Below are 13,792 nucleotides of genomic sequence, written 5' to 3'. Positions count from 1 at the left end.
CCCGCCGCCCCGCGGCAGGCGGCACCGCGGGGCGGATGATGGCGCACGAACAGCGAGCGGTCCTGGACACCGGCACCGGGACCCGCGACGACGAGGACCACCCGCCCGCCCCGCGACCGCGCCGCTCCCCGCGCCGGCTGCTGCTGCCGCTCCTGGTGGCCGCGCTGCTCGCGCAGATGGCGGTGGCGATGGTGACGACGGCGAGGGCGCAGACGCCCACCATCGACGAGCCCGTGTACGTCGGCACGGCCGCCGACTACCTGCGCGAACACCGGCTGCGCCGCAACCCCGAGCACCCGCCGCTGGGCAAGCTGGTGATCGCGGCCGGGGTCGCGGTGGCCGATCCGCGGGTCGACACGTCGTTCCAGGGCGACCAGGGCGCGTTCGGACGGCGTCTGCTGTACGCGTCGGGCAACGACCCCTGGCGGCTGATGCTCTGGGCCAGGCTCCCGGTGATCGCGCTGACCCTGCTGTTCGGCCTCGCGGTGTTCGCGTTCGCCCGGGAGGTCGCGGGCGGCTGGGCGGGCGCGGTGGCGCTCGCCCTCTACGCCTTCTCCCCCGACCTGATCGCGCACGGCTCGCTGGCCACGCTCGACGTCCCCGCGGCCGGCTTCACGCTGACGTCGGTGTGGCTGCTGTGGCGGGCTCGGCACCGGCGGCCCCGGCTGTGGCTGCCGCTCGCGGGGGCCGCGTTCGGGGCGGCCATGGCCACCAAGATGAGCGTGCTTCCCGCGTTCCCCGTGGTCCTCGCGCTGGCCGGGTGGTCGGTGTGGCGCGCAGGCTCGCACGGTCGGCGGGCCGCGCTGTGGCGGGCGGCGCGGGGCGCGGCCGTCGTGGCGGTGGCCGCCGTCGCCGTCGTCTGGCTGTCGTATCTGGCGGTCGACCCCCTGCTGCGGTGGTCGCCCGACGGACAGGTGCCCGCCGTGCGCGGTCTGAAGGGGGTGCTGGTCGGTCTGATGCCGTTCCCCGAGGCGTACCGGGACGGCATGCGGGTGCAGTTCGGGCTGGAGAACCATCCGTGGCAGGGGTTCCTGTTCGGACGGCTGTACACGGGGTCGCTCTGGTACTACCTGCCGGCCGCGCTGCTGGTGAAGACGCCGCTCGGCATGCTGGCGCTGTGGGCGGCGGGGGCCGTCGTGCTGCTGCGGTCCGGACGGCTGCGGCCGGCCGCGCCCTATGTGCTGGTGCCCGCCGCCGTGCTGCTGGTGGCGGCGATGCAGGGGGCGCGGGACTTCGGGACCCGGTACGCGCTGTTCGTGCCGATGTTCCTGGCCGTCGCGGCGGGCTCTGTGCGCGTGGTGCGGGCGCGGTGGGCGGCGGTGGCAGCCGGGGCGCTGGTGCTGTGCACGGCGGTGAGTTCGGCGCGGACGTACCCCTACTACCTGCCGTACTCCAACGAGGCGTTCGGCGGCCCCGCCGAGACCCGGCTGCGGCTGCACGACTCCAACGTGGACTGGGGGCAGGACCTGGGCCGGCTCGCCGACCGGCTGCGCGAGCGGTACCCGGGCGAGCGGGTCTGGCTGGTCTACAAGGGCAGCGGGGTCCCGTCGTACTACGGCATCGACGCCGCCGATCCGCGCACGGTCCCGGCGCGCGAGGTGCGGGGTCTCCTGGTGGTGTCGGACTCGGCCGCGGCGAAGGCGCGCGGGCGCCTCGCGGAGCTGCTCGACAGCAGCAGGCCGGTCGACGACGTCGGCCACTCGATCACCGTCTACCGCAGGTGAGAGGGGTCCTGGCGGCCGGCGGAAGGTCCGGGAGCCACCCTGTCGGGCACGGTGTGTGAGCTATGTTGAGGCACTGTGGGAGACAAAGAAAGCGCACCGGTGTCATCGCAGCAACAGGCTCGGGCGCAGGCGTACGCGATCACGTCGGGCAAGACCGCGCCGGAGGCCGAGCCGTCCCCGACCTCACGGCTCAGGGCCCTTTTCGACCGGCCGCAGCTGTCCCCCGGGCAGCGGCGCATCGCCCAGTACCTGATCGAGCACCTCACCGAGGCCGCGTTCCTGTCGATCACCGATCTCGCCGAACGGGTCGGGGTCAGCCAGCCGTCGGTGACGCGTTTCGCGGGCGCGGTCGGGTTCAGCGGCTACCCCGCGTTGCGTGAGCGGCTCCAGGCGATCGCGCTGGGCGCGCTGGCCGGCGGTCCTGGCGCGGAGGAGAGCGGCGGCAACGAACTCCAGGCGGCCGTGGACGCGGAGATCGAGAACCTGGAGAACCTGCGGCGCGACTTCGCCGACCCGGACCGGCTCATCGCGGTGGGGCGCGAGCTGTCCGCGTCGACCCCGCTGACCGTCCTCGGGCTGCGCATCTCGGCGTCCCTCGCCGAGTACTTCGCGTACGCCGCACGCCGTATCCACCCCGATGTACGGCTGGTGACGCGCAGCGGCAGCGTCGCCTACGACGCGCTGCTCCAGTCGCGGGAGGCGGGCGGGACCTGGCTGCTGGCGTTCTCGATGCCCCGGCACGCGCAGGAGACCCTCACCGCCGTGCGGGTCGCGCGCAGCGCCGGGCTGCGGGTGGCGCTCGTCACCGATCTCGCGCTCGGCCCCGTGGCGGACGAGGCCGATGTCACCTTCACCTCGGGCACCGGCTCCCGGCTGGTCTTCGACTCCTACGCGGCGCCCGGTGTGATGGCCGCCGCGCTGCTCCAGGCGATGACGGACGCCGACCCGGAGCGGACGCAGGCCCGCTTGGAGGAGTACGAACAGGTCTCCGACCAGCATCAGTTCTTCCTGCGCGACTAGGTCTGGCGTTCGGATCGCGCGGCGGATCACGCGGCGGGTCGCGGGCCGGACGGCGGAACCCTTAGACCCCGTAGAGCCCGGTGGCCCGGTGGCCCGGCGGAACCCGGTGGCCCGGCGGAACCCGTGGAACCCGGTGGCCCGGTGGATCTCCCCCACCTGGGACGCCAAAGGCGGATCAATCCCAACAAAGCACGTATGAATGTTTTCATACGCCTTGCAAAGCGATCGGCATATATAAATACTGCTCACGGATCTCGCACCGGCCGGCTCCGGGACGTGATCCTGCACCCCCATCCCCAACGCCGCCGCGCCCGCCCGCAGAAAGCCGACGATCCGCCCATGCGCCCGCACCGTCCCCGCAGCGCCGGCATCGTCGTCCGCCCTGTCTCCGGGCCCCTGCACGGACACCCCCGGCCGCCGTCTCCTACCCGCGTCGGCACCCGGAGGTCTCCGGTCGGGCCTCGCCTCGGCGAGCGCCCTCGGCGGCCCCGGCCATCCCCTGGGCCGGGGCCGCCCGCCCCCGTCGGACCACCCCACACGACGCCGCACCCCCGGAAGCGATGATCATGCAACTGACGACGACGCGCATCAGCCCGGACTGGCCGTGCCAGGTCAAGACGCCCGGCTCCTACGACTGGGAGCGCTCGGCGGCCAAGTGGCTGCGCGAACTCGTGCCGGCCCGCTACGCCAGTTACCCGGCCCTCATCCGCCACCCCGTGCTGCTCGCCCGGCACGCGCAGATCCAGGTCCAGCACGAGATCCGGGTCGCCCGCACCGCCTTGCAGACCGCCCGCGCCGACCTCCCCGCGCTGGGCCTTCCCGAGTCGGTCATCGAGCACACCATCAAGCTGTACGCGGCGGAGGTGCTCCAGCTCCAGCACATCGCGCGCAGCGTCCGCGCCGTCACCGGGGCCCTGGTCGACAACGGGCGCTGACCCGGCCCCTACGGAGTGCGGGACTCCAGGGAGTGCCGGGTGTCGTCGCCGTAGACGCCGTTCTCGTCGCCGCGCACGCCGTACCAGAGCTGGAAACGGGCCACCGCCTCGGTGAGCGTCGCGTCATAGGTGCCGGCGGTCGAGCCGTTCTCGTAGACGTTCGGAATCCTCAGCAGCCGACGCTGGAGGTCGGTCACCTCGGGACCGCTGTCGCCCTCGCGCAGCGTGCCGGCGCCGTCCGGGTCGACCGGCGAGGAGCCGGTGGGGGTGGCCACGGGGGTGGGCTCCGCGCCGGCCGACGTTCCGGGCGACGGCGCCGTCGCCGCGTCGGTGCGGCCGGGCAGCAGCAGCGCGCACCCGAACCCGATGACGGCCGCCGCGCCGACGGCGATCACCGCCGCGGCCCGCCGCTGGCCCCGCCCGAGCCCCGGCCGCGCCCCGGACCACCGCTCACCGGACGGCCGCTGACGGGACGGCCGCTGACCGGACCGGCGGTCGGTGACCAGCCGGTCGGTGCCCGGCCCGGCGTCGGCGCGCCCGCCGGAGACGGGCCACGCCTCACCGACCCGTTCCGTGCCGCCGGAACGGGCGCGCCGCCCCGCGCCGGGGACCTGCGGGAGTTCCTCGGTGTCGTCCTCGGCCGCCGCGCCCGCCGGGGCGCCGGGCAGCGTCACGGACTCGAAGTCGCGGCCGTCCTGCATCTCCCTGATCAGCTCGGCCAGGGCGTCGGTGCGCCGCAGCCGCATGACCCGGACGGGCTCCAACGGCGGCCGGTCGTCCGGCGATCCGGACCCGGGCGATGTGGACACAGCACTCCCCTTCCGTCCCGCGGCGGGGCTCCGCAGGCCCCGAGGAGAGATACGCGGCGACCGGCCGCCAAGTTCAGCGGTCGGCGTTCGGCGTGTCAGGGCGTCGCCTCGGGGGTGGGGCGACGGCACCGGTCAGCCGGTCGTGGCGAGGAAGTGGCGCAGGGAGCGCTTCAGGGCGTCGACGAACGCGTCCCGCACCGGCTCGTCCAGGGCGTCGAGGGAGAGATAGGGGTTCAGGTCCTCCAACTCGACGAGGAGGAGCCCGCCGTCGGGGGCACGGCAGGCGTCGACCCGCTGGATGCCGTGGTCGAGGGTGTTCCAGTCGATGAACCCCTGCGCGAACTCCAGCTCGGAGACGGTCGGCTGATAGGGCGTCAGCTCCCAGCGCCGCTCCGGGTCGGGCGCGTACAGGGCGTACTGGAAGTCGTGGTCGACGTAGTAGAAGGAGATCTCGTGGGCGAAGTCGATGCGCGGCTGCACCAGCGTGCGGCCGTCGGCCAGGTCGGGCAGCCGGTCGGCCGGGACGATCGCCAGGCCGAGCGAGTCGGCGCCCAGCTTCGGCTTGACGACGTAGGCGTCCGCCTCCGGCAGCAGGTGCAGGTCGGCCGCGCTGTCGACGGTGGGGATGACGGGGTGGCCCTCGGCGAAGAGGTCAAGCAGATACTGCTTGCCCGCCATGTCCGCGCGCCCGTGCAGCGGGTTGTAGACGGGCGTGCCGTGCCGGACGGCACGGTCCCGGAACGCCTCGTACGCCTCCTGGTGGGCGAGGACCGGACCGCTGTTGCGGACGACGACGGCGTCGAAGGCGTCCAGCAGCGCGGCGGCGTCGCGCGGGTGACAGAGCGCCAGGTCGGCTTCCTCGCGGAGCCGGGAGGTGAGGAACACGTCCTCGTCGCCGTAGCGGCGCCCGCGCGCCGGGTACGCCAGGTCGGTGACATAGAGGAGACGGGGACGAGCGGCGGCCATGCGGCGGGCTCCAGACGCTGAGCTGGGACGACGAGTGCGGAAAGGTTACTTCTCCGATGGGGGACGACGTTTCGGGGCCCCGGCCGGGAGCTTCCCGCGCCCGGGGCGGGACCGGCTCCCTGCTCGGTTCCGGACCAGTTCCGCACTCGGGTCGGCGCAGCCAGTCATCCGAGCCCCGCGCGGCCAGGCATCCGAGCCCCGTGCAGCCGGGCATCCGATCCCCGTGCGGCCAGGCAACCGAGCCCCGTGCTGCCAGGCATGCGCCCCAGTCCGACCCCGCACGATCCCGGCCGACCCCAGCCGGGCGGCGCGCTCGGTCCCGGACCGGCTCCGCACTCGATCCCAGCGAGCCGCGCAGGGAGACCCCTCCCCTCTTCTCTGCTCCCCTCCCCTGCACTCAGTTCCCTCCCCCCGCTGCACTGAGTGCCATGATCCCGACGCCGGTGCTACGTTCCCCACCATGAGCTCCGGTGACGTGACGGTCGAGAAGCCCCCCATGCGGGACGCGCTGGTCGCGGCGGCCTTCCGGCTGTTCCTGGAGCGCGGCTACGAGCAGACCACGATCGACGACATCGTGGCGCTCGCGGGCGTCGGACGGCGGTCGTTCTTCCGCTACTTCCCCGCCAAGGAGGGCGTGGTCTTCCCCGACCACGAGCGGTGCCTGGCCGAGATGACCGCCTTCCTCGACGCCGGCGCGCGGGACGCCGACCCGGTGCGCCGGGTGTGCGACGCGGCCCGCACGGTGCTGCGGATGTACGCCGAGAACCCGGCCTTCTCCGTGCAGCGCTACCACCTCACCAAGAAGGTGCCGGGGCTGCGCGCCTACGAGTTGGCGGTGGTGTGGCGCTATGAGCGCGCCCTCGCCGGGTATCTGCGCACCCGGTTCGCGGACGGCCCCGACGGCACGCTGCGGGCCGACGTGATCGCGGCGGCGGTGGTCGCGGCGCACAACAACGCGCTGCGCGGCTGGCTGCGTTCGGACGGCGAGGGGGACGCGAACGCGACGGTGGACCACGCGCTGCGGCACGTCCAGACCGCCTTCGGCTCCCCTCCCGCACCGCACGAGCCGCCCGCGTCTCCCGCGCCGCCGACCCCGATCACCTCACCGGTCGCGCCCGCCATCGCCTCGGCGGAGGGCGGGCAGGACGTCGTGGTGGTCGTCGCCCGGCGCGGGGCGCCGCTGTGGCGGGTGGTCCAGCAGGTCGAGTCGGCGCTCGGCGGCGATCCGGGGGCCGCCGGAACCTGGTGATTTCAGGGAACGGAGTGTCTTTACGAGTGACACTCAGTGCCATACGCTGACGCCGTGCGGGGCCGCGCGAAGGGCCGCGCACGCGCGTGCGCGGTCGTCCCGGCACGCGGGATTCCGGCCGAGCGCAGGGAGTTGAGCAGCGTGTACCACCTTTCAGGAAGCGTGGCCCGACCGGCAGGCGGCTCCGCGGCGGGGACGCTCGACCCCCGGGCGGCGGACGGTCACGACCCCCTCCTCTTCCAGCGCTGCACCTGGTGCGGCACCGCCATGTACCAGCGGCTGCTCTGCCCGGTCTGCCAGGGCAGTGACCTGCGCACCGAGCGCAGCGAGGGCACGGGCACGATCCGGCACTCCACGGTCGTGCACCGCAACTCCCCCGCCGCGCGCAACGTCTCCCTGGTCGAGATGGCCGAGGGTTTCGTCGTCAGGGGCCGGGTCATGGGCCCGCTGATCGGCATCCACGACGGCGGCCGGGTCCGGTTGTCGTCGACGAAGGACGCGGTCCGCGGCGAGCCGGTGTTCCAGTTGGTCGACGAGCCGTTCAGGGCCTGGACCTGACGGTCCCCGGTCCCACCGCTCCCACGCGCCGGGCACCAACTCCCGCACCCTGACCGGCCGTCCGGTCTCGAAACAGTGGTTGGCGGCGAGCCCCACGCCCAGCGCGAGGGCGCCGTCGCGGGCGCTCGCCGTGGGCGGTCGCCCTTCGACGGGCCGGCCTTCGACCGTGCCGAACAGCGCGTCGAGCAGCCGCGGGTCACCCGCGCCGTGCGCCTCGCGGGCGAGGTCGAGGGGGACGTCGACCGGGGGCCGCCACAGGGGGCGCAGCGTGAGCCGGGTGTCGCCCGGGACGGCGTCGGGGGCGGGTGGCCGCCAACGGTTCTCCTCGACCTCCGACTCCAGCCGGCGCTCGGGTGACCAGGTGGTGGCGGCGGGTTCGCCCGCCTCGGTCAGCAGCCGGTTGTGGAAGGCCATCCGGGTCGGGTTCGGGTCGCAGAGCGCGACGACCCGGTGGCCCGGTCTGGCGGCGAGGCCGCGGGTGAACAGCCGGGCGCGGTGGCCGGTGCCGACGACCGCCGCACGTAGGGGAGTTGGCGTCGTCGGGGTGCCCTTCCCCGCGGTGGTCGGGGCCTTCGGGAGCCCGCGGGCGGCCCGATCACGGCGTCGTCCTGGCCGATTCGCGGCGCACAGGCAACCCACAGGGCCTGCGGACCGTCCTCCGTGGCGCGAGTGGCCCCTGTGCAGGGTGGGGTGCCTGAGCACCGAGTCCGAGGAGGACGACGTTGATTCGTGCCCGGCGAATATGGGTGACCGCGACCGCGGTCCTCGCCATGGCGGGAGGAGTGCCCGGGGTGGCCCAGGCGGCGGGGCCGCCCGGGGCCGGCCCGGTGAGGGCGGCCACCGACAGCGGGCTGCCCCCGGGGTGGAAGGTGACCGGGGAGGGCGCCGGCCGCCGGCTGGTCTGGCGGTCGACCGCGCCGGTGCCGATGGGGGACGCGCGGGTCGACTTCTACGCCGGTGACCGGCTGATCGGCACTCCGGAGCCGGGCAGGGACGGCCGGACCTTCGGTCTCGACCTCAAGCGGCAACAGCGGGCAGGGGTGTTGACGGACCTTCAGGTCCGTTCCGGGGGACGGGTGTTGGACGCTGCGGGCCGCGCCCATGCCTCGGACACCGGCACGGCAGGCGCCGCTGCCGCCGTGCCTCCGGCGCGGCTCCCGGCGAACTCCGTCGACCCGGGCAAGCCAGGGACGTACCGCACGGGCACCGGCGAGTACCGGCTGAACCCGGTGCGGCTGCCCGGGTTCGCCGAGCCCGTCGAGATGCGGGCGGTGGTGGTCGCGCCGAAGGGCGCCCCCGGCAAGCGTCCGCTGGCACTGTTCCTGCACGGCAGGCATGTCACCTGCTACGCGGGCGACGAGGTGTCGGGCGACTGGCCCTGCAAGCCGGGCACCAAGCCGGTCCCGAGCTACCGGGGTTACCTGAGCGACCAGCGCCTGCTGGCCTCGCAGGGCTATGTGACGGTGTCGATCTCGGCCAACGGTGTCAACGGCCAGGACTGGCAGGCCGATGACGGCGGCGCGCTGGCCCGCTCCGCGCTCGTCAGGCACCATCTGGCCCGGTGGGCGGGGTGGTCGGCGCACCCCGCGTCGGCCCCCGAGGTGGTGCGGAAGGCTCCGAAGGCTGATCTCGGCCGGGTGCTGCTCGTCGGCCACTCGCGCGGTGGCGAGGGCGTCAACCGGGCCGCGACGGACAGCCTGTACCCGACGGCCGCGGCCGACGACGGCTACCGCGGCGCGGTCCGCTGGCACATCCGCGGCACCGTCCTGATCGGCCCCACGATCTTCGGCCAGAACCCGGTCCCCGACGTCCCGTCGGCGACGATCCTGCCTGGGTGCGACGGTGACGTGTCCGACCTCCAGGGCCAGGTCTACGTCGACGGCACCCGCGGGGTGAGCAACGGCACCGCCCTGCACAGCGCGGTGTACATGGTGGGCGCCGACCACAACTTCTTCAACTCGGAGTGGACCCCGGGCACGGCCGAGGCGCCGGCCGAGGACGACTTCTACGAGGACCCCGAGCAGAAGGACGCGGTGTGCTCGCCCGGCACCGCGACCCGGCTCACGGCCGACCAGCAGCACCGGGCGGGCAGCACCTACATCGCCGCCGCCGCGCGTCTCTTCGTCGCCGGTGACGACCGGGTCAGGCCGCTGCTCGACGGCTCGGGCAAGCGGGCGCCCTCGGCCGACCCGGCGCGGGTCCTCACCCACGCGGTCGGTGCCCGGCGCGGCGGCGGCTTCCTGCCCGACAGCCCCGACGGCAAGGTCACGGTGACCGACGCCCGGCTGTGCTCCGCCGTCGACCCGGACGACCGCAAGGCCTGCCTCGGCTCCTCGACCGAGGGCGGCTCGCCGCACTTCGCGTCCTGGGAGATCCCGAGCGAGACCGGCCGCGGCGCGGTCGCGCTGAAGTGGTCGGCGCCCGGCTCACCCGCGCGCGTACGGCCCGCCGCGCCGGTACGGCTCGACGGCGCCGAGGCCCTGACGCTGCGGGTGATCGTGCCGCCCGGTTCGACCGGCACCCGCTTCGACGTGGCCGTCACCGACAGCCGCGGCAAGCGCGCCGTGCTCGGCCGGACCACCGTCGACGGGCTGCCGGGCACCGAACGCACCGCGTCCTACTGGGCGCGCGAGGTGCGGGTGCCGCTCTCCGCGGCGACCAGGGCCGGGCTCGACCTCAAGCACCTCGCCGCCCTCGACCTGACGCCCCGCTCGACGAAGGGCAGGGCCTGGCTGATGGACGCGTGGGGCTGGCGTCCCGGCACCCCGGCGGTGCGGGAGGCGTCACTCACCCGCGTCGACCTCGGCCGGCTGACCGTCCAGGAGGGCGACTCGGGCGTCAGGACCTACCGGGTCCCGGTGCGGGTGTCGGGGCACGGCAGCGGACAGGTGCGGATGTACGTCATCGACCCGACGACCGGCGCCGCCACCCAGCGGCTGGTGACGGTGCGTCCCGGCGCCCAGGACATCGACCTGCCGGTGACGGTGAAGGGTGACACGCGCTACTCCTACGGCAGCCGCAACGACGTGGTCGTGAAGGCCGTGCGGGGCGCCGTCGTGGGCGCGCACCGGGGCGGGGTCACCGTCCTGGACGACGATCCGAGGCCCGAGGTGACGGTGACGCCGCTCGCGGACCGGGTGACCGAGGGGCAGCCGCTGAAGTGGAAGGTGTCCCTGTCGGAGGCGGCGGCCGTGGACCTGGGTTCGGTGTTCCGGGTGGTGCCGGTCACCGACGGGACCGAGCTGTCCACGAAGGACGTCACCGCGGAGTGGCTCTCCCTCAACTCCGGTGCGGAGCCCGACCCGGAACGCGCGCTGTCGACGGTGGAGTACCTGACCCCGTGGGTGGACGTGCCCGCCGGGGGGCTCAGCACGGTGCTGACCGTCCCCACCGTGAAGGACCAGGTGAAGGAGGGCCCGGAGCAGGTGCGGCTGCGGCTCGCCGACGAGTACGGCGAGCCGCTGGAGGGCGGCCCCGAGGTGACGGGGACGGTGCTCGACTCCGAGTGACCTGGCGACAGACCGCGCGGCTCTCCGTACCGGAGGGCCGCGCGCCGCGTCAGGCGGGGGCGCCGAGGGTGACGCGGATGCCGACGGTCCCCGCCTGGCCCCGGCGCAGCCGGCTGCCCAGCAGGGTGAGCCGGCCGAGGACGCCGTACTTGCGGGCGATCAGCGCGCGGTAGCGGCCGGCCGTCGCGTCGTCGGTGATCTCGGCGGTGCCGGGAACCTGCTCGCCGGTCGGGTTGCCGCGCACGTCACAGGGGCCGACGAGGACGTCGGGGCGTGCCCTGATGCGCTTCACCTTCCAGGAGTCGGCGACCGTCCACACCCCGAGCGCGTCCTCGTCGCGCACCACCCACACCGGGGTCGGGACCGCGGTGCCGTTCTTCCGGTAGGTGGTGACGAGCAGGTACTTCCCTGCGGCCAGGCGTTCGAGTCTCGTGTCGTCCATGACGGGGAGTCTAGGCATCCGCGCGGCGCTCGGACCGCAGCGCGCCGACACGGCCGTCGCGGACCGGTCGCGTCCGAGGGACGAGAAGAGTGCGCAACCCTCTCGGCAGATGTCAATTCGGCCGTCTAGATTGCCGGTTGACTCAATTCGCACCCCCCACCCGAGGCACCGCAGGAGCACCACCGTGACGGAGAACCCGGCGGCCATCGACGATCCCGCCGCCCTGCTGCGCAAGCGCATCGACACCCTGCGTCCGCACGCGGCCCGCATCTGGAACTACTGGCTCGGCGGCGGGGACTACTACGAGGTGGACCGGGTGGCGGGCGACCGCATCCGTGAACTCCACCCGGAGATAGGCGAGTACGCCCGCGCCGACCGGCTGTTCCTGGGCCGCGCGGTGCGCCATCTGGCCGCCGAGGCGGGGATACGGCAGTTCCTCGACATCGGCACCGGGCTGCCGACGGCCGACAACACCCACGAGGTCGCCCAGCGGCACGCCCCGGACGCCCGGGTCGTCTACGTGGACAACGACCCGCTGGTCCTGGCGCACGCCCGCGCCCTGCTGACGAGCGCGCCGCCCGGCCGCACCGACCATCTCGACGAGGACCTGCGCAACACCGACGCCATCCTCGAACGGGCCGCCGCCACACTGGACTTCAGCCGTCCTGTGGCGCTGCTGCTGCTCGGGGTGGTCATGTTCGTCCACGAGGACGAGGAGGCGTACGGCGCCGTCGGGAAGCTGATGGACGCGCTCCCGGCGGGCAGCCATCTGGTGCTGTCGCACACCATCACCTCGCCGCGGCTGCCGGAGGTGGACGAGGCGGTGCGGTTCTGGAACGAGCGCGGGACACCGGAGCTGACCCAGCGCACCCCGGAGGGCGTGGCGCGGTTCTTCGACGGCCTCGACGTGCTGGAGCCAGGGGTGGTGACGTGCTCGCGGTGGCGGGCCGAGCGCACCGGGGGCGAGGAGCCGCGCGAGGTGGCGATGTACGGCGGGGTGGGCCGCAAGGGCTGAGGGGATCCCGCGCGCGCTGAACGCTCCGTCGGCCGGGCGCGTATGGAGGGAGGGTCCTCAACGACCGGAGGACCCGGCGGTGTTGACGCCGTGTGGTCGGGGTTCGGGAGCCAGGCATGAGGCACGCACGACGACGGATGGTCCGGCGGGCGACGCGATGGGCGGCGGTCGGCGGACTTCTCCTCGGAGGGGCGATGGTGACGCAGGCGGCCATGGCGAGCGAGCCCGCGCGCACCTCCGCCGTCCCGTTCGGCGCGTCGGCCGCCGACCCGGGCGGCGCGCTGGTCGCCACCCTCGGCGCCTCCCGCACGGCCGGCAACTGGGTGGATAGCGAGGGGCGTCCGGTGGTCGCGGTGACCGACGAGCGGGCGGCGGCCGAGGTGCGGCGGGCCGGGGCGGTGGCCAAGGTGGTGTCGCACAGCATGAACGAGTTCGAGCAGGCCGCGAAGGCGCTGCGCGCGGCGCCCCGGGTGCCCGGCACCGCCTGGGTGATGGACTACCGCGCCAACCGGGTGGTGGTGCGCGGCGACAGCACGGTCTCGGCGGCGGACTGGTCGCGGATGACGCGGGTCGCGGAGGGCCTCGGCGGTTTCGTCCGGGCGGAGCGCGCGGGCGGCACGTTCACCACCCGGCTCAACGGGGCGCAGCCGATCCTGTCGACCGGCGGGCGCTGCTCGGCCGGGTTCAACGTGACCGACGGGAAGGCCGACTTCATCCTGACCGCCGGTCACTGCGGCCCGAAGGGATCGGTCTGGTTCGCCAACAGCCAGGGCACCCAGCAACTGGGCACGACGGTCCAACAGGACTTCCCCGGCAGCGACTTCTCCCTGGTGCGGTACGCGAGCGGCAAGGCGGGCGCGGGCGCGGAGGTGGTGGCGATCGGCGGCGGCAACGGCGTGCGGATCACCGGCGTCGCCGATCCGACGGTGGGGCAGCGGGTGTTCCGCAGCGGCAGCACCAGCGGGCTGCACGACGGCCAGGTCACCGGCCTCAACGCCACGGTGAACTACCCGGAGGGCACGGTGACCGGCCTGATCGAGACGAACGTGTGCGCCGAACCGGGCGACAGCGGCGGCCCGATGTTCTCGGAGGGCGTCGCGCTCGGCGTGACCTCGGGCGGCAGCGGCGACTGCGCGGCCGGCGGTACGACGTTCTTCCAGCCGGTGACGGCGGCGATGGCGGCGCTGAAGGTCCGGATGATCGTGGCGGCGGGGGCGGCGGGGCAGAGCGCGGCGCCCTCGGCCGAGCCGTCCGCCACGGCCACGCACAGCGCGATCGCTTCCGGCGCGGCCTCGCCGGGTTCCTCGGCGCCTTCGACGGGTGCGGCGGGCGGTCCGTCGCCGCTGGCCCGGCTCACGGACCCCAGGAACGTCGGCCCCGGGCTGCTGGTGATCGGCGGGAGTCTGATCGCGCTGGTGGCGACCCGGTACTTCCGCTCGGAGCAGGACCGCAAGGCGTACCAGCGGCACTACTCGGCGACCTGGGGGTGAGCACCGTCACGGCGGTGGCCTCGGCCACCCGAGGGGGAAGAGGAAGGGGCACTCGGGAGGGGGAAGAAAAAAGGG

General features: G+C 74.3%; 11 protein-coding genes. 8 read left to right on the top strand and 3 right to left on the bottom strand.

What is annotated here, in order from left to right; all coding sequences use genetic code 11:
- Positions 1–35: 35 nt before the first annotated feature.
- From DDJ31_RS36085 to DDJ31_RS36075, 3 genes are all read left to right on the top strand, one after another.
- On the top strand, positions 36–1,724 hold the full coding sequence (locus DDJ31_RS36085; protein ID WP_127176216.1) for a phospholipid carrier-dependent glycosyltransferase: 1,689 nt from the start codon (positions 36–38) through the stop codon (positions 1,722–1,724).
- A 99-nt stretch (positions 1,725–1,823) separates the two neighbouring features.
- A complete protein-coding gene (locus tag DDJ31_RS36080; RefSeq protein WP_164784824.1) occupies positions 1,824–2,744 on the top strand; it encodes a MurR/RpiR family transcriptional regulator in 921 nt (306 codons plus the stop codon).
- 560 nt (positions 2,745–3,304) lie between these two features.
- Positions 3,305–3,679: a hypothetical protein gene (locus DDJ31_RS36075; protein WP_171480948.1), complete on the top strand. Its 375-nt coding sequence runs from the start codon at positions 3,305–3,307 to the stop codon at positions 3,677–3,679.
- Positions 3,680–3,687: 8 nt separating this feature from the next.
- Here DDJ31_RS36075 and DDJ31_RS36070 read toward each other — a convergent pair whose 3' ends face one another.
- Positions 3,688–4,488 carry a peptidoglycan-binding domain-containing protein gene (locus DDJ31_RS36070; RefSeq protein WP_240677957.1) on the bottom strand — a complete coding sequence of 267 codons (801 nt, stop codon included), beginning with the start codon at positions 4,486–4,488 and terminating at the stop codon, positions 3,688–3,690.
- A 132-nt stretch (positions 4,489–4,620) separates the two neighbouring features.
- The gene (locus DDJ31_RS36065) at positions 4,621–5,454 is read right to left on the bottom strand and encodes a hypothetical protein (protein ID WP_127176218.1); all 834 of its coding nucleotides are present in this window, start codon (positions 5,452–5,454) and stop codon (positions 4,621–4,623) included.
- Positions 5,455–5,950: 496 nt separating this feature from the next.
- Between DDJ31_RS36065 and DDJ31_RS36060 the strand changes: the two genes are divergently transcribed.
- The 3 genes from DDJ31_RS36060 to DDJ31_RS36050 all read left to right on the top strand — a co-directional run bounded on the left by DDJ31_RS36060 (position 5,951) and on the right by DDJ31_RS36050 (position 10,770).
- Complete coding sequence (locus tag DDJ31_RS36060) at positions 5,951–6,703, top strand: TetR family transcriptional regulator (protein ID WP_171481027.1); 753 nt, start codon at positions 5,951–5,953, stop codon at positions 6,701–6,703.
- Between the two features lie 141 nt (positions 6,704–6,844).
- Entirely contained in the window at positions 6,845–7,261 is a 417-nt protein-coding gene (locus DDJ31_RS36055; RefSeq protein ID WP_127176220.1) for a Zn-ribbon domain-containing OB-fold protein, read from the top strand.
- A 722-nt stretch (positions 7,262–7,983) separates the two neighbouring features.
- Positions 7,984–10,770 carry an alpha/beta hydrolase family protein gene (locus DDJ31_RS36050; protein WP_127176221.1) on the top strand — a complete coding sequence of 929 codons (2,787 nt, stop codon included), beginning with the start codon at positions 7,984–7,986 and terminating at the stop codon, positions 10,768–10,770.
- Positions 10,771–10,819: 49 nt separating this feature from the next.
- On the opposite strand, the gene DDJ31_RS36045 is transcribed toward DDJ31_RS36050, so the two are convergent.
- Entirely contained in the window at positions 10,820–11,212 is a 393-nt protein-coding gene (locus DDJ31_RS36045) for a PPOX class F420-dependent oxidoreductase (protein WP_127176222.1), read from the bottom strand.
- Between the two features lie 184 nt (positions 11,213–11,396).
- On the opposite strand from DDJ31_RS36045, the gene DDJ31_RS36040 reads away from it, so the two are divergent.
- On the top strand, positions 11,397–12,227 hold the full coding sequence (locus tag DDJ31_RS36040; protein ID WP_127176223.1) for an SAM-dependent methyltransferase: 831 nt from the start codon (positions 11,397–11,399) through the stop codon (positions 12,225–12,227).
- 116 nt (positions 12,228–12,343) lie between these two features.
- Positions 12,344–13,717, top strand: a complete 1,374-nt coding sequence (locus DDJ31_RS36035; protein ID WP_127176224.1) for a S1 family peptidase — start codon at positions 12,344–12,346, stop codon at positions 13,715–13,717.
- Positions 13,718–13,792 lie beyond the last annotated feature (75 nt).

It is taken from the genome of Streptomyces griseoviridis (assembly GCF_005222485.1).
Lineage (GTDB): Bacteria > Actinomycetota > Actinomycetes > Streptomycetales > Streptomycetaceae > Streptomyces > Streptomyces hintoniae.
The sequence above is the reverse complement of the archived record's forward strand: the minus strand, read 5'-3'. Positions and strand labels throughout refer to the sequence as shown.

Excerpts from the sequence above, each read along its gene's own strand:
- DDJ31_RS36085 (WP_127176216.1), top strand. The coding sequence starts at position 36 with ATGATGGCGCACGAACAGCGAGCGGTCCTGGACACCGGCACCGGGACC.
- DDJ31_RS36075 (WP_171480948.1), top strand. The coding sequence starts at position 3,305 with ATGATCATGCAACTGACGACGACGCGCATCAGCCCGGACTGGCCGTGC.
- DDJ31_RS36065 (WP_127176218.1), bottom strand. The coding sequence starts at position 5,454 with ATGGCCGCCGCTCGTCCCCGTCTCCTCTATGTCACCGACCTGGCGTAC.
- DDJ31_RS36060 (WP_171481027.1), top strand. The coding sequence starts at position 5,951 with ATGCGGGACGCGCTGGTCGCGGCGGCCTTCCGGCTGTTCCTGGAGCGC.
- DDJ31_RS36045 (WP_127176222.1), bottom strand. The coding sequence starts at position 11,212 with ATGGACGACACGAGACTCGAACGCCTGGCCGCAGGGAAGTACCTGCTC.
- DDJ31_RS36035 (WP_127176224.1), top strand. The coding sequence starts at position 12,344 with ATGAGGCACGCACGACGACGGATGGTCCGGCGGGCGACGCGATGGGCG.